Genomic DNA, 17,731 nt, shown 5'->3' with positions numbered 1-17,731 from the left:
AAGCCGCTTCTAAGTCCGAGCAAACAAATCCCGAAGAATGACTATAAAGCTATGATATTTTTGCATACAGAAAAAGAGCCTGTGCACGATTACGTGCGACAGGCCCTTTTTGAGTTTTAAGTTTGTAGTTTTTAGTGGATTATTTTAAATTTAAAGTCATCTTCTGCAAACTACAAACTCTGTACTACAAACTATAAAGTAAACGGGGCCGCGCATGATGGTAGAAGCCTTCGTGCGACAGCCTCCCACGGATCACCATTCACTATTTCGCCGGTGCTTCGATGGGGTCGTAATCAGCTGGTTTATCTGTAATAGCCGCTTCGTCGATGGCCGACGGTACCGGGTCGAAGCCCTGGCGGAACAGGCCCTTGATGGCAGCGATGTACGGCGGGATGATGGTGTCCATGAGGAGATAGCGCTTGCGGAAAAGGTTGCGCTTCTGCGACTTGATTTCGCCGTATTTACGCCGTCTTTCTTCGATAGGCAGGTGGTAATACCACGGTTCCTTGCCATCCGGTGCGGCTCCTTCGCCGATCCAGAATTCATTGAAATTGGTCTTCTTCGAACGGTTGCCGCGCAGCATATGGCTGTTGGTATAGAAGCCTTCGTCCGTGATGACATATATGTCATGGATGCCCAAAGTTTGGACGAAGATGCGCATGAGATAGAGGATGAAATTCTTCGGCCGATAGCCAAAGAGCTTCTTGGTCAGGACCTTGGTCGTTTCCAGGCCGTGCTTTGAGCCCTGGATGGTGCCGATGTACACGGACGGCGTCCCGTCAACATTGTAATCGAAACGGAAATTGAAATGATAGATCATCTGGCCTTCATGATAGAGGTAGAGCGACAAGAAGCCTTCCTTGCGCTGGCCCGTATCGAAGATGAGCCGCGCTTCCAGGGGCAGCGATTCGTCCGGCGAAGTCCACAGGGTATAGCCGTTCCCCCAGTAGAGTTCGTGGATGACCTCGTCCGAAAAGAAAGTCCGCAAGATAGTGAAATGATGTTTCAAGGCATCGAGGCGCTGGCGCATGGTCGAATTCTTGAACAAGAAGACGCGGGTCATGACTTCCTGGAAATCCGGGTCATGCTGCTCAAAGAAGCCCTTCATCGGTTCATAATGGTCAAAGAAATCGTAGAGCTCTTCAAATAAAGCCCGGTTGGACACGGCACGGGCAAAAAAAACGACAGCCCGCTTGTTTTCCTGGAAATTCCGGGGCCCGTATATAAGGCGCGATAAGTGCCAGAAATAGGAAATGCTGTGCATGGAATACCTCCTATCAAGTACAAAGCTAGTAGTACTATTATACGGGCAAGACAAGCAGGCTGTCAATGTGGGATTCGTGGCCAGTGACTAGCTTCTATCTAATCCAGCTTCCGCACGATATTCGCCGGGACATGGGACAAATCGCGGACGCCGGTGATCATCATGGCATCCATGAGCTGGCGTTTGATCGTATCCAGGAGGAGTTTGACCCCTTCGGCCCCACCGCCGACAGCAGCGACGGCAGCCGGTCTGCCGATGAGGACGGCGTCGGCACCGAGGGCCAGCATCTTGAGGATGTCTTCGCCGTGACGGATACCGCCATCGACGAAAATGGTGATCCGCCCTTTGACAGCTGCGGCGATATCAGGCAGGACATCGGCCGTACCGGCCATGCCGTCGAGGACGCGGCCACCGTGGTTGCTGACGACGATGCCTTGGGCACCGGCTTCGGCACAGGAGACGGCTTCTTCGGCCGACATGACGCCTTTGACGATAAAGGGCAGTTTGATAGCCTGGACGACTTCGGCAATGTCACGGGCACTCTTGGGCCCTACGGGCTGACCGAAAATCCGCATGTTAATCAGCGTCGCCGCATCGATATCGCTGGCAACGGCAAAAGCGCCGGCTTCTTCTGCCTGATGGGCTTTCTCAATGATCTGGTCGTTGCTGCGGGGCTTGATAGTCGGGATGACGATGCCCGGCCGTTTCTTACAAGATGCAATGCCTGATGAATACATATACGGGGCACCGCTGTCACCGGTAAAGCACAGCGTACCCGCATCCAGGGCTGCCTGAGTGACGGCTTCGTCATACTCTTGTTCTACTTCAGCCGGGTCGCCGTCTACCTGGGCATTGAGGACGATGCCGCCAACCGGCGCCAGGAGTACCGGCATACTGAGCCGTTTTCCCATAAGGGTCACAGCCGTATCCGGGTCGTCGACGCCAGACATGCTGCGCATGACCAGGCCGTATTCCTGGAGCGCTTCGACGTTACGCATGAAAGACCGTCCCGTGCGCAGGCCGCCGAAACCGGGAATCATGCCGACGCAGGCTTTGCCGTTGCACTGGGGACAGACATGGCAGCCTTTCATTTTTTCGCGTGCTTTGTTCCTTACTTCCTGTAAATCCATGATAATCACTTCCTAAATAAATATTTTATTGTCAGCCCGGCCCTGATAGGTCGTCTCTAACATCTTGACATGGGATAAAAAGGCAGGGTCGTCGAAATACTTGGCGCCATGCGGGCAGTTGCGCACGCAGCGCTGGCACTTGATACAGATGCCATTGACGACGGACGGCTGGTCCGGGTCGATGGAGCCCATGGGACACTGGCGGGCGCAGAGGCCGCAGGATACGCATCTTTCCAGGTCTGTCTTGGGCTTGGCTTTGAGGAACTTGGCCGGCTGGCCGTCGACGCCTTTGGGGACGTAATACGGAGCCCTGGCATCACCATCGACGACGAGACGCGGTACCATGCCATCGGTCTGACGGATTTTCGATACGGCCATGTCCGTCAGGCGGACCATGAGGGCCAGGTCGTCCTTATCGGGCCGGTCAGGGGCCAGGACATCGGAAAAAGCATGGGTCCCGACGAAAGCCCCGGCTGCGACGGTACGGAAGCCGTTGCCGTCGAGTGTTGCACAGAGCTCGGCCAGGGAATTATCGAAAGACCGGTTGCCATAAGTCACGACAGCCAGGGCCAGGGCGCCCTTGCCGATGAGTTTTTCCTGATATGTCGGCAAAATCTTATTGGGCAGTTTCCCGGCATACGTCGGACCACCGACGATGACCAGGTCACCGGCTGAAAAAGTATGCACTGTTTCCCGGTCCTTAGGCAGGTTCAGGGAAATAGCCCGGCACGGTACCTGGAAGAGCCGCGCCGCTTCGGAAGCACCTTGACAGACGATGCGCTTGGTATTCCCAGTGGGGCTGAAATAAATGGCATACACGTGTTGGATATGCATAAAGACCACCTCGATCGTAAAAACTCCGGCCGCATCTTTTGCTTATATTATATACCAAACAGGCGCGAAAGTCATAGTTCGCGCCTGTTTTCTTTTTCCCTTTTGTGTTAGAATACAGTATGATTTTACTATAAAAACGAGGTGTCCTATGCAAAAGAAAATATATGCCGTACGGCGCGGCCGCACGACCGGTCTGTTCCTGTCCTGGGCAGACTGCCAAAAACAAGTGGACGGCTTCCCGGGAGCCCGCTTCAAGAGCTTCACCGATGCGACGGAAGCCTGGAAATGGCTCAATGGCGAAGAAACGACGGCGCCGAAAAGGACAGGAGCTCCCAAAAAGTCCCGCCAGACGGCAAAGACCGCGGCGCCGTCCCAGCCCTTGCGGCCTGACGAAGAACAGGATTTCGTCATCTATACCGATGGCTCATGCCTGCGCAACCCCGATGGCCCCGGTGGCTGGGCCGTCGTCGCCTGCAACGTCGCTACTGGCGAAGTGACGGAACTATGCGACGGCAATCCGTCGACGACGAATAACCGCATGGAGCTCCTGGCAGCCATCATGGCCCTGCGCTTTGCGCCGGAAGGCACGAAAGTCGCCTTGTACACAGACAGCCAGTACCTCAAGAACGGCATCACCAAATGGGTCGCCGGCTGGAAGCGCCGGGGCTGGAAGAAAGCCGACGGCCAGCCCGTCCTCAACCAGGCTTACTGGGTCGAACTGGACAAGCTCTACGCCGCCCACGACGTCACCTTCCACTGGGTCAAAGGCCACGTCGGCGTCGAACTCAACGAGCGCTGCGACCAGCTGGCCAAAGCCCAGGCCGTAAAGTATAAATAAAAACGAATCACTAGCTATGAGTGGCTAGTGATTCGTTTTTACTGTAGGGGCGCCACGTGGGCGACCCGCTTGGGTATTGGGAGACGCACTCTTCGAGCTGGAAAACAGCTCATATGCTGGGACGGGCTTGCCACGTGCAAGCCCCTACAGATTCAAAATATCGGCTACGAGCTGGTCGACTTCTTCGGCTTTCGTGCTCCACGACGTGCAGACGCGGACGCAGACGTGGTCGTCGTCAACAGGTCCCATGGCTTCAAAGATGTATTTGCTTTCCAAGGCCTGGGCCTGAGCTCTCGAAAGAATGATGAACTGCTGGTTCGTCGGGCTGACGATGAGTTCTTCTATCCCTTTCTGCCGGAAGGCCTGGCGGATACGGACGGCGTATTCATCGGCTCGTTTCGTAATGGCAAAATACGTCCCGTCGTGGAGCAGGGTATAGAACTGGAGCCCTAAGATCCAGCCTTTGGCCAGGACGGCGCCGAACTGTTTCATGTGAGCTTTGAAGCGGCGGTCTATCCCGGCGTCGGTCAAGACGAGGGCTTCGCCAAAGAAGGCCCCGCATTTCGTACCGCCGATATAAAAGACGTCGGCCAGGCGGCCGAAATCAGCCAGCGTCAGGTCATTCCCGTCAGCCCCAAGGCCATAACCCAGGCGGGCGCCATCGACGAAGAGGTACATGTGATACTTGCGGCAGACTTCCGAAATAGCCGTCAGTTCAGCCTTGGTATAGAGCGTACCGTATTCCGTCGTAAAAGAGATATAGACCAGCGACGGCCGCGTCAGGTATTCGGCTTCGCCGGAATTATAGTAAGCCTGCACTTCCCCTTCAATCTGGTCCGCCGTAATCTTGCCGTCATGATGGGGCAGGGCGACGATTTTGTGGCCTGTATTTTCAATGGACGCACATTCATGGCAGTTGATATGGCCCGTGTCGGCACAGATGACGCTGTCACAGGAACCGAGGAGGGCTGAAATGGTGACGAAATTGGCCTGCGTCGCTCCCGGGAAAAAGTAAACCTTCCCTTGCGGGCACTGGGCCAATTCCAAAATCAGCTTTTCTGCCTTGTCACACCAGTCATCGACGCCATAGCCGCCGTACTGCGTATCGTTCGTCTGATTCAAAGCCTGCAAGACGCTGGCATGAGCGCCATGATTATAGTCATTGTTAAAACGTATCATTTTACCCTGTCTCCTTACTCTATCCCTTAATGATCTTCTTCAACTTCGGATAATTTTTGCTGCAATATTTTCCCAAGCTGCCAAAACGCAGGGATAAATTTATCCCGAATGAGAATCAACAGTTCATCAATTTCAGCTTCATTATAAAGATGGACCGATAAATTCCTTTTTTTCAGCATCAACAGCCAAACAGATGAATCCTCAATGAAGCCGACCTTATATCCTAACTGCAAGATTTCTCGCGGAGAACCTGTTTCAGCCTCCTGAACCCCATGAACGCGTAAAACCTGTTGTAAAGCTTTCCAGGCCAGTTCAAAGGTCAAATTGAATTGGCCGACGATTCCCGTCCGGTAAATTTCATTCTCTGCAGCTAAGGAAAAGTCGGCTTGTTTCAGGACATCCAAACAATTCAAAAAATTATCCATTTTTTTCATAAATGATGACTCCTTCTTTAGCCAATTCTTCCGCTAACTCCCGGGAAATGCGCTCGTCCAGATTGACGACGTCGAACATCAGCAGCGAATCAACATTTTCCTTGATGTCCCAATAAAAACCGTCAAAATCGCCGCCACGGACAGCGATGTCCACGTCACTGCGTTCCGTATGCGTTCCCCTGGCCCGGGACCCAAATAGGATGACTTGTTTAATGTCGTGTTTTTTGGCAAATGCCGTAATATCCTGAAAAACTTGATCTGGAATATGGAACTTCATCGCATTTCCCCCTTATTGGAATTTTTTCCACAAGATACCTTCCTTGCTGATGCGCTGACACGGGGCTCGTCCCGCATGATTCATATCAACGACGTCTACCCAGCGGGGAATAAATAAATCTGTACATCATCCTGTTGAAAATGCGACAATACACACTTCTTTACCGCTTCTATGACATTCTCTCCCATAATCGCCAATCCTTTCAAGGCTATGGCCTTACGTCTATTCTACCAGAATCGGATAGGTTGTACAATGAAAAGGGGCTGTCGCATGTGCGACAGCCCCTTTTAAGTGGTTAGCAGATGGATTTAAAGTTAAAGATTTACTCTGCAAACTACAAACGCTGTACTACAAACTATAAAGCGATGACGTCCAAATCGTCCGGGATATACAGGTTTCCCTGATAATACCGGCTTCCTTCGGCATGGTAACGCTGGCGGCGATGGGCCAGGTCCTTGTCTTCAGTATGGTAGAGGATCAGATTCTGTACGCCCAGGCGGGCTGCCGTTTGGCAGGCGTCTTTGACGGTCGAATGGTGTTTCTCATAGGGATGGAAGATATCCGCTTCGGCATCGAGGCAGAAAGCTTCATGAAGGAGCCATTTACTATCCCGGACATAGGCTTCTTCCCAGGGCTGATAGGGTTCATCGCCACAGCAGGTCAGTCTGCCGTCGGCAAGTTCCAGGGAAAAGCCGAATTGCTTGGCCTTGGTCGAGCGGATATCGAAAAAAGTCACGTCGTGGCCCATGAGCTGACGCGTTTCCCCATCATTCACCGTGACGAGATGCAGGCGGTCATCGAGGAAGGCCCTGTCTTTCGAGGACAGCAGGGCCATGCCCATCGTACGCAGCAGGGAAATGACTTCCTCATGGCCGTAGATGACGGCTTCTCCATCGTAGGTCCCGCGCCGCCAGGACTGACACATCATGCGCATGAGCCAGAGGATGCCCAGAAGATGATCCATGTGTTTATGGGTGACGAAGACCGTCCGCATATCCTGCCAGCGAAAATGGGCCTTTTCCAGCTGACACAGGAGTCCGTTCCCGCCGCCGCCATCGACGAGCAGATATTGACCGCTTTCATGGAGGACGAAACAAGTATTATAACAATGGGTCACCGTTGCGTTCCCCGTCCCTAACAAGGTCAGATTCATGACTATCCCTCCCGATGGTTTATCGTGCGTTGGCTTCGCCGCGGAAGATGGTGCCACGGCTGGCGTCTACGGTGACGACTTCGCCGTTTTCCAGGATATCGGCAGCATGGGCAGCGCCGACGACGGTCGGGATGCCAAAGGTGATGGCGACGATAGCCGATTCGCTGGTGAGGCCGGCTTCTTCGGAGACGATGGCGCTGGCCCGTTTCATGTAGTCGACGAAATCAGCGCGGGCCGAACGGACTACGAGGATGCAGCCGTCAGTGAAGTTCTTTTCCAGGTCTTCTTTCGATTCGGCGATGCAGACTTTGCCGATAGCCGAGTTACGGCCGATACCGGTACCGCGGAGGAGGACGTCACCGACGACCTGGACGCGGATCATATTGGTCGAACCGGCTTTGGCAACGGGGACACCTGCCGTGAGGACGACGAGGTCGCCGGCTTTGATGAGGTCGTTGTCGAGGGCTGCAAAGATAGCATTGTCGACGACAGCATCGGTGTCGCTGGCTTCTTTACCGGTGACAGCCTGGACGCCCCAGTTGAGCTGCAGGCGGCGGACGATGGCTTCATGCGGCGATACGGCTACAATCGGGCAGGCCGGACGGAATTTAGAAATCATCTGAGCTGTGCCGCCGCGTTCAGTCGAAGCGATGATGGCTGCAGCGTGGAGGTCTTTGGCGATCTTGACAACGGCTTTGCCGATGAATTCCGTCGTCGTAGCCGATTCAGCGTCGACGTCTTCATAGGACTTCGGCGTGAAGTTGCTTTCCGTAAAGGTTGCGACGCGGGCCATGGTTTCTACCGCTTCTACCGGATAGAGGCCGCCAGCCGTTTCGCCGCTGAGCATGATGGCATCGGTACCGTCGAGGATGGCGTTGGCGACGTCGCTCGTTTCAGCACGGGTCGGACGCGAGTTGTTGCACATAGATTCCAGCATCTGCGTAGCCGTAATGACCGGTTTGCCTGCGGCCTGGCATTTATGGATGAGGACTTTCTGGAGCATCGGCACTTCTTCTGCCGGGACTTCGACGCCAAGGTCACCGCGGGCGACCATGATACCGTCGCTCATCTTGATGATGTCGTCGATGTTGTTGACAGCTGCCTGACATTCGATTTTGGAGATGATCTTCATATGGCTGTCGTGTTTTTCCAAAATCTTGCGGATCGTCAGGACGTCTTTGCCGCGCTGGATGAAGGAAGCGGCGATCCAGTCCATGTTCATGCGGCAGCCGAATTCGATATCGTCGGCGTCTGTATCGGAAACAGCCGGCAGGTTGATGGCAATGCCCGGTACGGCAACGCGTTTGCGGTCGCTCATCTTGCCGCTGTTGAGGATTTTCGTATGGATGTCTTGGCCTTCGACGCTGACAACTTCCAAGTTGACCAGGCCGTCCGACAAGAGGATGTGGTCGCCGGCTTTGACGTCCTGCGGTAATTCTTTATAGTTCATGGAGGCAATAGTTTCATCGCCTTCTACGTCACGGGCCGTCAAGGTGAAATCTTTGCCGGCTTCCATCATGATCGAACCATTCTTAAATTTGCCCAAACGGATTTCCGGGCCTTTCGTGTCCAGGAGCAGTGCAACCGGGATACCCAGTTTCTGAGAGGCAGCACGGACCATGTCGATGCGCTGTTTATGTTCTTCATGAGAACCATGGGAGAAATTAAAGCGGGCAACGTTCATGCCGGCTTTAATCATCTTTTCGATAATTTCCGGGGTATTGGAACTGGGGCCTAAGGTGCAGACGATCTTTGTTTTTTTCAGCATATCTATTCTCCTTGCTTCTATTTAATGTAATCGGATGATTCTCGTTCAGCTGACGGCGCGGATGAGGTTGAAGACCTGCTGGGCCGTATTGGTCATATTGCGCAGGGCCGTTTCTTTATTCATGGCTTCTTCCAGCGGCATGGCCTTATCGACGATAGAAAAGAAAGCATCAATGCCCTGCCGGTTGCATTCAGCAGCGTCGGCGGTCGTGCAGCCTGCCAGGGCGATGACTTTGGCACCGTATTGTTTAGCCAGTTTCGCTACGCCAATCGGTGCCTTGCCCATAGCCGTCTGGGCGTCGAGGCGGCCTTCGCCGGTAATGACGTAATCGGCATCCTTGACGGCATCGGCCAGGCGAATGGAGTCGAGGACGATCTGGATACCCGAACGCAGGCGGCCGTTCAGATAAGCCAGGAAGGCGAATCCCATACCACCGGCTGCACCGGCACCGGCTGTCTGGCTATAGTCATGACCGGTATAAGTCTGGGTGACGGTGGCAAAAGACCGGCTGGCATCGTCCAGGACTTTGACATCCTGCGGCGATGCACCTTTCTGGGGCCCGAAGATATAGGCGGCGCCCCAATTTCCGTACAACGGATTGGTCACATCACAGGCGACATCGAAGGTACAGTCTTTCAGAGCCGGCAGGACCTGGGAATCATCGACAGAAACAATGTGCCCCACTTCCTGTCCGCCTAAACCGACAGGCTGGCCCTGGGCATCTCGGAAAATATAACCCAGAGCCTGGAGCATACCGACGCCGCAGTCACTGGTCGAGCTGCCGCCCAGGCCGATGATGAAATGGCGGATACCCGCTTCTATAGCCTGCGCCATGACCTGGCCGACGCCATATGTTGTCGTGTACAGGGGATTACGCTGTTCTTCCGGCACCAATCCCAGCCCGGCTGCACCAGCCATTTCAATGACGGCCGTTTCCATCCCCGGCAGATAGCCATAAGGACAGGAAACAGCTTCACCTAAAGGCCCCTGGACGCCGACATAGCGGAGCTGGCCGTTCAATCCGTCGACGAGGGCTTCGACGGTTCCTTCGCCACCATCGGCCAAGGGTTTGACGATGACCTGGACAGGATGGCCGCCATAGGCTTTACGGACGCCGGCCTCAATGGCCCGGCCGGCTTCGACGGAAGTCAGGCTATTTTTCAAGGAATCAATGGCTACAACGACTTTCATGATAATCTCTCCTCTATCTGCAAATTCGTAAGACTGTGTTTCTCTATGCCTATAGTGTAGCAAAAGAGGCCGTCCCTTTCTATGTTATGAGACATAATATATTGTCATTATTTTTATTTTCTAAACCAAGGAAGAGTGGCAATGTAAAGGGGCACGGCATCACAGAATACCCGTGGGTCGAGGCCGATCTTCCCAGCGATCCGCTTCAGCCGGTATTGTAGGGTATTCTTGTGGATGCAGAGAATCCGTGCCGTCTCCTGGATGGACAAATCCCGCTGATAATAGACCTGGAGTAAATGGATATCGCTGTCCGTCAAAAGGTGACAAATATCCTGACAGTAGCGGCGGCGCACGGCACCATCCAGACTTTGCAGCAAAAAGGCCAATTTCATATCATCGGCGTGGACGCAAAAGACCTGCCGGTCCCCGGCTGCCTGCAAAGCCATTTTGGCAAAACGGTACGATTCGTAGATACGGTGGAAAGCTTCTTCCGTCCCGATACCGGCCAGGATTTCCGGATAGAACCATTCTTTCCACTGAGGCAGTTTTCTGTCCCATTCTGCATAGCCCCTGCTGGGAACGAGGACAACGAAAGTATTCGGATAAATATAAGTATATAAGGAAACCCCCAACTTCTGACAGAAGCCGGCCATTTTCTGGCGAAACACTCCAGCCTGCCGGAAACCATCATGCCAACGGAAGACGACGGCCGTATAGCAGCTTCCCGCCAATTCAGGCTGATCTTCAGCCAGCTGCTGCACCGTATCTTCATCGCGATAAATCAAGGCCATGACCTGGCGGCTGCGATGCGCTTCTTCGCTGAAGGCCTCCTGACTCAGGCGGTATTCCTTGAGGAAGACTTCACAAATTTTCGTCAGCAAGAAACCGTACTGACCGACGACAACCGGATCCCCGGTAATCCCGATGACACCCAGGACCAGATGATCCATGATGATAGGATAATTGACCCCTCGGCTGACGCCGTCCTCAAGCCGGTCTTCCTGAACAGTCTGGACCTGCCCGGTCCGGGCCGCAACGTGACCGGCTTTATGGTACGTTCCGATACGTCCGCTATCCGTACTGGCCATGATACGCCCATGACGGTCGATGAAGTTGATATTCCAGCCGACGACAGCCCTGGCCGAATCGACGATTTGCTGGGCCAATTCATCCGTAATGCGTACTTTCACTAAAATCACCTCATTCTCCATCTTTGGGCAGAATATAATCGGCCAGATGGGCTTCGCCCCATTCGCACATGGCCTTCATGAGGGGCGCCAGAGTCTGGCCGTATTCAGTCAGGCTGTACTCGGTCTTGGGCGGCACGACGGGATAGACCTTCCGGTGGATGATGCCGGCCGCTTCCAATTCGCGCAGCTGCTGGGTCAGCATCTTCGGCGTCGCCTGCGGGATGAGGCGGCGCAATTCGGAAAAGCGCAGGACACCCTCCTCGGCCAGATAATAGAGGATGATACATTTATATTTGCCGCCGATGAGGCTCAATGTCGCTTCTACGGGACAGTGGAACATTTTCACTTTTTCATTATTCATAAATAAGACCCCCGGTACTATCTTTTAGGAACTAGTTTACTAAAAAGTGCATACTTATCTTTTTCTCCCAATTATTCTATAATAATTCTCAGAAAAAATAAAGGAGGATATAGAAATGAAAATGAAAAGACTCGCACTCACCATGCTTTGTATGTTCACCCTGGGCGGAGCTGCTTCGGCCCAATCACAGGAAACCGGCGCAATTTCGACGACCCCGAAAGGAACGATTCTCGTCGTCGCTTCCAGCCAGGCCCAGATGGAAATGAAAGACAAATCGCAGCGCGACGTCGGCTTCTATCTCAATGAACTGGCCGTGCCGTCGAAATACCTGGCAGACCACAACTACCGCATCGTCCTGGCCACACCGAACGGCAAGAAACCACTCATAGATGCCAGCTCGAATGACAAGAAATTCTTCAATAACGACGATACAGCCCGTACCAGAGCCGTCCAGTTCGTCGACCAGCTACCGGTCATTTCCCTAAAGGAAGCCGTGAAACATCTGGACAACTACCAGGCCCTCTTCGTCCCCGGCGGCCATGCGCCCATGACGGACCTCATGCAGGATCTGCAACTCGGTACAGCCCTGCGCGATTTCCACGCCAAGAACAAGCCGACGGCCTTCATCTGCCACGGCCCAGTTGCCGCTTTGGCAGCCCTGCCAGACGCAACGGCTTATCGCAAAGCCTTGGTCAGCGACGATTTCCCGGCAGCCCAGAAAACCGCTTCCGATTGGATTTATAAAGGCTATCGCATGACGGCCTTTTCCGATGCCGAAGAATGGCCTGTTGAAATCCACGGAGGTGCCATGCCGTTCCACGTCGAACAGGCCCTGCAAATCGCCGGCGCCCATATGGATGAAGGAAATCTCTTCCAGAGCAACGTCGTCCGCGACCGGGAAGTCGTCACCGGCCAGAACCCGGCCAGCGACATGGCCTTAGCCCAGACCCTCCTCGCCATGCTGGAAAAATAACGATTTCCACCTCACTACAAAGCCACGTCTAAAGCCATCATCAGGGTAAATCCCAAGGCAAAAGACAGGACGCCGATGTCAGAGTGTTCGCCGGCCGACATTTCCGGGATGAGTTCTTCGACGACGACATAGCACATGGCACCGGCAGCCAGGCTGAGGAGATAGGGCAGGACCGGTACGATGAAGGCCGTCAGGGCAATGGTCAGGGCCGCCCCGATGGGTTCGACGATGCCCGACAGGACGCCGCCGAGAAAGGCTTTGTGCTTTCCGACGCCGGCTGCCTTGAGGGGCATGGAGATGATGGCCCCTTCGGGCAGATTCTGCAAGGCGATGCCCAGAGACAAGGCCAGGGCCCCGGCGGCGCTGATGCCCGTCTGCCCGGCTAAAAGGCCGGCATAGACGACGCCGACGGCCATGCCTTCGGGGATGTTGTGCAGCATCACGGCCAGGACGAGCATCGTCGTCCGCTGCAAGTGGCTGTGCGGTCCTTCGGCTTTTTCACTGTACATGTGTAGATGCGGCACCAACCGGTCCAGGGCCAGGAGCAGGAAGATGCCCAACCAGAATCCGGCCACAGCCGGCACAAAGGCGAACTTCCCTAACGGTGCCGCTTCTTCCATAGCCGGTATCAAGAGGCTCCAAATAGAGGCAGCAATCATGACGCCCGACGCAAAACCGGTCAGCCCCCGCTGGACCTGACGATCCAATTCCTGTTTCATGGCATAGACGCAGGCCGCCCCTAAAGACGTCCCGGCAAAGGGGATAAGGATCCCTATAACAGCATTTTCCATAATAACTTTCCCTCCCTGTATCTCATTTAGCTATATCTGATACTCAATATCGTTATAATTCCATTATACACGAAAAGAGGCCGTCGTACAAAGACAGCCTCTTTTTTTCTGCAAACTATGAACGCTTATATTACAAACTTTCATCTAACGCACTTTCGCCGCTGATTTTCCCGGGCAGGACCAGGGACAGGACCAGGCAGATCAGGACCGGTACGAGCCAGCCCAGGCCGCTGTCGCCTAAGGGCAGGCCCTGGATGAGGGCAGCCGCCCCGTCGAGATGGAAGAACTGAGCCGCAATGTCGATGGCCGATACCAGGCCGGCAGCGGTGACAGTACAGCGCATGCCCAGTTTCGACAAGCCGACGAATTTATTGATGATAGTCAGCATGACGACGGAAATGGCAATGGGATAGACGAACAACAAGAGGGGCAGCGTGACCTGGATGATCTGGTTCAGGCCGAGATTGGCCAGGACCAGGCTGACCAGGCAGATGAGAGTGACGTATTTCTTATACGACAGGACTGGAAACTCTTCGGCAAAGAAGGTCGAAACGGCGGCGATGAGGCCGACGGTCGTCGTGAAGCAGGTCAGCGTGACCATAACAGCCAAAAAGGCCATGCCGACAGTCCCGAAAATCTGGAATGACGTCTGGGATAACACATAGGCGCCGAGATTGACACTGGCGTCTTCATAGACCGACTGGGGAATAGGAAAATGATTGCCCAAGAGGGCCAGTCCCAGATAGAGCCCGCCCATGAGGACGGCGACGGCAGCACCGGCCATCCAGACGCTGGCAACGTGTTCCTTTTCCGACGCGAAGTGGATCCGCTTCATGGCACCCAGGGCGATGATGCAAAAGGCAAAGGAGGCCAGGGTGTCGACGGTGTTATAGCCTTCGACGAAGCCGTTGCCGAAAGCCGAAGCGGCGTATTTCCCCATAGGAGCTGCTGTAGACGGCGTCGTATAGGCGACCATGCCGACGATGATGAGCAGGACGATCATGATAGCAAAGATAGGCGTCAATACCTTGCCAACGCGGTCCAGGAGTTTCGACGGCGTAATCGACAGCCACCAGGCGCAGATGAAATAGAGCGTCGTGAAGATGGCCAGCGGCAGCATGCCATCGCCCGTGATGGGCAGGATACCGATAGAAAAGGACGTCGCCGCCGTCCGCGGGATGGCCATGAGGGGCCCGATAGCCAGATACATGAGCGTCAGGATGACCAGCGAAGAGAGCGGCGAAATCTTATGGTTCATTTCCGCCCGGAAACCGCCGGGGTTGAAAGTCCCCATGATGACGGCAATGACAGGCATACCGATGCCGGACAGGAGAAATCCCAGGACGGCCGGCGTGAACGACGAGCCTGCCTGAAAACCTAAAGAAGGCGGGAAAATAAGGTTCCCCGCCCCGAAAAACATGCCGAACAATAAAAGTCCGACTTGTGCACCATTTTTTAACATGAGCAGATAACACTTCCTTTACAATTTTAATTTGTTCCTGTAAATCTTTATTGTTACATTGTAAAGTTTTAAGTGGTTTCTGTCAATATCTGCTATTATAAAAAGTTAAACGATTTATTTTACGATGACCTTGGCTACAGCCTGAGCGACCAGGCGTTCCCCGTCCGGTTCGGCCTGGAGCATGTTGAGATACATGCAGGATAATTGGGATTCGATATAATTCTTGAAATAATTGAACTTCGCCCCCTGGCTGTCGCCATCGCTCATGCCATACTGCTGGACAGCGATTTTCTTGAGCAGGGCCGACGTCTTCTGGCCGGCTGGCGAGCTGAGGACTCAGTCGTGATCGCCGAGATGGACGATATAGCCTTCCTGGTGATGTGGTGACGGCAGGCCATTGCCCATTTTATTGAGAACGCCATAGGCGACGGGATCTTTCTGGGCAACGATGGCTGCCGCTTTCAACCAGGCCACGACGTCTGCTTCTCCTTTGGCATCATTCGGGGCCCCATGGGCACAGGCCTGAGCGACGACGACATCCGGCGGCAGGCTGTGGTACATCGATTCAGCGATGAAAATGACGTGATGTGCCCCCTGGCCGGCAATCGTATATTCCTTCAGGGATGAACCGTCGGGCTGCCACTGAAAGACAAAGGGTTTCATGATATCGTGAAGCAGCCGGCCGGCCAGGGCGATGTCCGTGTGGACGTCATAACAGAAGACGTCTTCATACGTATGGATGACTTGAATTTCGTCTTCATGCTGGTCCTGCCCTTCGGCGTCCTCTTCAACCTGCCACTGGTCCTCATCGTCCTGGCCAAGCTGGATTTCATCACGTCTGCCATGCTGGCCAAGAAACGGAAATACATCATCCTCCTGGCCTTCATCGCAGCCGCCGTCATCACGCCGACGACAGACATCCTGTCCCAGTGCCTCCTGTCCCTGCCCATGATCGCCCTCCTGGAAATCAGCCGCCTCATCATCCGCTATGGCCTGCATCGGTAAGGGTTCGTGGCTCGTGGCTAGTGGCTAGTGGCTCGTGGCTCGTGGTCCGTAGGAGGTTGTCTTTATAGTTTGCAGTACGGAGTTTGTAGGGGTCGCCACGTGGGCGACCCGTTAGGAATTGGGATAATTCTTCTAGCAAACGGGTCGGGAAATCGTACATATCCCAGAGCGGGCGCCCCACGTGGGAGCCCCTACAAGAAAAAGGGCTTGTCTTCGTGCGACAGCGCCTTTTTTGTGCTATACTAACGACGTACGTCATTTTGACGAATTTAGGGTAAAGAGGAATGACAGCATGGAAAAGAATTTTGACATCAATCAGCAGGGCTACAGCATCCGCTGCAAGCTGCTCATCAATGATAATGATAAACAGACGCGCACTTTCGACAATGTCGTCATCGTCACGCACGGCTTCGGCAGCCACAAGGACACGGCCGGGACGGTTCATTTCGCTGAACACTTGACGAGCAAATACAAGAACTACGCCGTTATCGCTTTCGACTGGCCCTGCCACGGCGCCGACGCCCGCAAGAAGTTATCCCTACCGGAATGCATGAACTATCTGACCTGGGTCGTCGACTACGCCAAGACCGAGCTCCAGGCCAAACACATCTACAACTATTCGACGAGTTTCGGCGCTTACATCACCCTGCGCTACCTCATCGAAAAGGGCAATCCCTTCCAGAAAATCGCCCTGCGCAGCCCAGGCGTCAACATGTATGAAAGCATGAGCAACCATGTCTCCGACGAAGGCTTTGCCAAACTGAAGAAGGGCAAGGAAATCCAGGTCGGTTTCGAACGCAAGATGAAAATCGACCAGGCATTTATGGATGATTTGAAGAGCTTCGACGTCCGCGACCACGAATACTTCGATTTTGCCGACGACATCCTCATCCTCCACGGCACGAAGGATGAAATGATTCCCATCGACCTCGTCCGGGAATTCGCGGAAAACAACGTCATCGAATTCGTTCCCGTCGAAGGGGCCAACCACCCCTTCCAGAACCCGAACCACATGGCCCTGGCCATCCACAAGATCATCGAATTCTTCCATGACGACAAGGCCTGATGGCGCCACCGCCGTTCCTAGAACGAGCCGCCACCGCCGCCGTGGTCGTCGTCGCTGCAGTCAGCGTCACTGTCGAAGTCAGACAGGTCATCATCGGCCGGACGGGCCTTGGCAATGTGCTGGACGGTCATGAAGACGAACGTATCGCGGCTGTCGGTCAGATGGAAACTGCCGGCGTCGACATAGGCATCAGCCGCCGCGGCTTGGCGGACATTGCTCATCCGGCTGATGAGATAGGCCCGGAAAGCCACGCCGCCACCCACAACCAGGACGAGGGCCACGGCCAGGGCCAGGGGGCTGAAAGCATCGGCCGGGTCATAGGCCTTGCCCTTTTCCTGGTAATAAGCCAATAGTTTTGCCGACGACTGGCCATAGGCCTCGAAGGCTTTCGCATAATGACCGTCCTTCAAGGCCGGCAGGAAGGCATCCCTGAGATAAGGGATGCCTTTTTTATTGCTGATTTTCTCCTTCATGGCCTTATCCGTCGCGACATACCAGTCATGGCGGTCCATGGCCAGGAGCAGGACCATATTGCCGTTCTGGCCGTCCTTATAGTCCCGGTCCAGGAGCTGATTGGCATAAGTCCCGGCCTTGACCCCCTTCGTCGAGGCGACGGTGACTACAGCGACGCGTACGCCATATCTTGCTTCTGTATCCTGCAAGACAGCCGTCACTTCAGCCTGTTCTGCCGGCGTGAGCAGATGGGCGCCGTCGGACAGGCTCGGCGCTGCCGCTGCGGCACCAGCCGTCGTCAGGACCACGACAACTACGGCAAGGATTGTTTCTTTCAACCATTTCCACATCGTACTCACTCC

20 protein-coding genes are annotated in these 17,731 nt (G+C 54.4%); 4 read left to right on the top strand and 16 right to left on the bottom strand.

Annotated elements, in window-relative coordinates; all coding sequences use genetic code 11:
• Positions 1 to 262: 262 nt before the first annotated feature.
• The 3 genes from ACFCTO_RS08280 to ACFCTO_RS08270 all read right to left on the bottom strand — a co-directional run bounded on the left by ACFCTO_RS08280 (position 263) and on the right by ACFCTO_RS08270 (position 3,228).
• Positions 263 to 1,264, bottom strand: coding sequence for a VirK/YbjX family protein (locus ACFCTO_RS08280; RefSeq protein ID WP_292262077.1), 1,002 nt, complete (start codon positions 1,262 to 1,264; stop codon positions 263 to 265).
• A 98-nt stretch (positions 1,265 to 1,362) separates the two neighbouring features.
• Positions 1,363 to 2,394, bottom strand: coding sequence for an alpha-hydroxy-acid oxidizing protein (locus ACFCTO_RS08275; protein WP_499876710.1), 1,032 nt, complete (start codon positions 2,392 to 2,394; stop codon positions 1,363 to 1,365).
• Positions 2,395 to 2,406: 12 nt separating this feature from the next.
• Positions 2,407 to 3,228, bottom strand: a complete 822-nt coding sequence (locus ACFCTO_RS08270) for a 4Fe-4S binding protein (RefSeq protein WP_499876709.1) — start codon at positions 3,226 to 3,228, stop codon at positions 2,407 to 2,409.
• Between the two features lie 148 nt (positions 3,229 to 3,376).
• On the opposite strand from ACFCTO_RS08270, the gene rnhA reads away from it, so the two are divergent.
• A complete protein-coding gene (gene rnhA / locus ACFCTO_RS08265) occupies positions 3,377 to 4,066 on the top strand; it encodes a ribonuclease HI (protein WP_292262071.1) in 690 nt (229 codons plus the stop codon).
• Positions 4,067 to 4,210: 144 nt separating this feature from the next.
• On the opposite strand, the gene ACFCTO_RS08260 is transcribed toward rnhA, so the two are convergent.
• From ACFCTO_RS08260 to ACFCTO_RS08225, 8 genes are all read right to left on the bottom strand, one after another.
• A complete protein-coding gene (locus tag ACFCTO_RS08260; RefSeq protein WP_499876708.1) occupies positions 4,211 to 5,245 on the bottom strand; it encodes a threonine aldolase family protein in 1,035 nt (344 codons plus the stop codon).
• 26 nt (positions 5,246 to 5,271) lie between these two features.
• Complete coding sequence (locus ACFCTO_RS08255) at positions 5,272 to 5,679, bottom strand: HI0074 family nucleotidyltransferase substrate-binding subunit (protein ID WP_499876707.1); 408 nt, start codon at positions 5,677 to 5,679, stop codon at positions 5,272 to 5,274.
• Positions 5,663 to 5,956: a nucleotidyltransferase family protein gene (locus ACFCTO_RS08250; RefSeq protein ID WP_499876706.1), complete on the bottom strand. Its 294-nt coding sequence runs from the start codon at positions 5,954 to 5,956 to the stop codon at positions 5,663 to 5,665. Before ACFCTO_RS08250 ends, ACFCTO_RS08255 begins: the two co-directional genes overlap by 17 nt.
• Positions 5,957 to 6,311: 355 nt before the next feature.
• Positions 6,312 to 7,109 carry an MBL fold metallo-hydrolase gene (locus ACFCTO_RS08245; protein WP_499876705.1) on the bottom strand — a complete coding sequence of 266 codons (798 nt, stop codon included), beginning with the start codon at positions 7,107 to 7,109 and terminating at the stop codon, positions 6,312 to 6,314.
• Between the two features lie 19 nt (positions 7,110 to 7,128).
• Positions 7,129 to 8,877, bottom strand: a complete 1,749-nt coding sequence (gene pyk / locus ACFCTO_RS08240; protein ID WP_499876704.1) for a pyruvate kinase — start codon at positions 8,875 to 8,877, stop codon at positions 7,129 to 7,131.
• A gap of 45 nt (positions 8,878 to 8,922) precedes the next feature.
• Positions 8,923 to 10,068, bottom strand: coding sequence for a glycerate kinase family protein (locus ACFCTO_RS08235; RefSeq protein WP_499876703.1), 1,146 nt, complete (start codon positions 10,066 to 10,068; stop codon positions 8,923 to 8,925).
• Positions 10,069 to 10,181: 113 nt separating this feature from the next.
• Complete coding sequence (locus tag ACFCTO_RS08230) at positions 10,182 to 11,258, bottom strand: CdaR family transcriptional regulator (RefSeq protein ID WP_499876702.1); 1,077 nt, start codon at positions 11,256 to 11,258, stop codon at positions 10,182 to 10,184.
• Between the two features lie 10 nt (positions 11,259 to 11,268).
• The gene (locus ACFCTO_RS08225; RefSeq protein WP_292300116.1) at positions 11,269 to 11,619 is read right to left on the bottom strand and encodes a winged helix-turn-helix transcriptional regulator; all 351 of its coding nucleotides are present in this window, start codon (positions 11,617 to 11,619) and stop codon (positions 11,269 to 11,271) included.
• A 115-nt stretch (positions 11,620 to 11,734) separates the two neighbouring features.
• Here ACFCTO_RS08225 and ACFCTO_RS08220 point away from each other — a divergent pair, with 115 nt between their 5' ends.
• Positions 11,735 to 12,592: a type 1 glutamine amidotransferase domain-containing protein gene (locus ACFCTO_RS08220; protein ID WP_499876701.1), complete on the top strand. Its 858-nt coding sequence runs from the start codon at positions 11,735 to 11,737 to the stop codon at positions 12,590 to 12,592.
• A 14-nt stretch (positions 12,593 to 12,606) separates the two neighbouring features.
• Here the strand turns inward: ACFCTO_RS08220 and ACFCTO_RS08215 are convergent, their stop codons facing one another.
• The 4 genes from ACFCTO_RS08215 to ACFCTO_RS08200 all read right to left on the bottom strand — a co-directional run bounded on the left by ACFCTO_RS08215 (position 12,607) and on the right by ACFCTO_RS08200 (position 15,508).
• Positions 12,607 to 13,383 carry a ZIP family metal transporter gene (locus tag ACFCTO_RS08215; protein WP_499876700.1) on the bottom strand — a complete coding sequence of 259 codons (777 nt, stop codon included), beginning with the start codon at positions 13,381 to 13,383 and terminating at the stop codon, positions 12,607 to 12,609.
• A 130-nt stretch (positions 13,384 to 13,513) separates the two neighbouring features.
• Complete coding sequence (brnQ, locus tag ACFCTO_RS08210) at positions 13,514 to 14,845, bottom strand: branched-chain amino acid transport system II carrier protein (protein WP_499876699.1); 1,332 nt, start codon at positions 14,843 to 14,845, stop codon at positions 13,514 to 13,516.
• A 114-nt stretch (positions 14,846 to 14,959) separates the two neighbouring features.
• Positions 14,960 to 15,112 (bottom strand): hypothetical protein, encoded by a 153-nt coding sequence (locus ACFCTO_RS08205; protein WP_292301983.1) that lies wholly within the window; start codon positions 15,110 to 15,112, stop codon positions 14,960 to 14,962.
• Between the two features lie 69 nt (positions 15,113 to 15,181).
• Positions 15,182 to 15,508 (bottom strand): hypothetical protein, encoded by a 327-nt coding sequence (locus ACFCTO_RS08200; protein ID WP_302485721.1) that lies wholly within the window; start codon positions 15,506 to 15,508, stop codon positions 15,182 to 15,184.
• A 39-nt stretch (positions 15,509 to 15,547) separates the two neighbouring features.
• Here ACFCTO_RS08200 and ACFCTO_RS08195 point away from each other — a divergent pair, with 39 nt between their 5' ends.
• Both ACFCTO_RS08195 and ACFCTO_RS08190 read left to right on the top strand, forming a co-directional pair.
• Positions 15,548 to 15,850: a twin-arginine translocase subunit TatC gene (locus ACFCTO_RS08195; protein WP_292301987.1), complete on the top strand. Its 303-nt coding sequence runs from the start codon at positions 15,548 to 15,550 to the stop codon at positions 15,848 to 15,850.
• Between the two features lie 292 nt (positions 15,851 to 16,142).
• Positions 16,143 to 16,916: an alpha/beta hydrolase gene (locus tag ACFCTO_RS08190; protein ID WP_292261838.1), complete on the top strand. Its 774-nt coding sequence runs from the start codon at positions 16,143 to 16,145 to the stop codon at positions 16,914 to 16,916.
• Positions 16,917 to 16,933: 17 nt separating this feature from the next.
• Here ACFCTO_RS08190 and ACFCTO_RS08185 read toward each other — a convergent pair whose 3' ends face one another.
• Positions 16,934 to 17,719 carry a TPM domain-containing protein gene (locus ACFCTO_RS08185; RefSeq protein ID WP_499876698.1) on the bottom strand — a complete coding sequence of 262 codons (786 nt, stop codon included), beginning with the start codon at positions 17,717 to 17,719 and terminating at the stop codon, positions 16,934 to 16,936.
• Between the last annotated feature and the right edge of the window lie 12 nt (positions 17,720 to 17,731).

It is taken from the genome of Megasphaera indica (genome assembly GCF_046614755.1).
Classification (GTDB): Bacteria; Bacillota; Negativicutes; order Veillonellales; family Megasphaeraceae; genus Megasphaera; species Megasphaera intestinihominis.
This window is presented reverse-complemented; position numbering and strand designations above follow the sequence as displayed.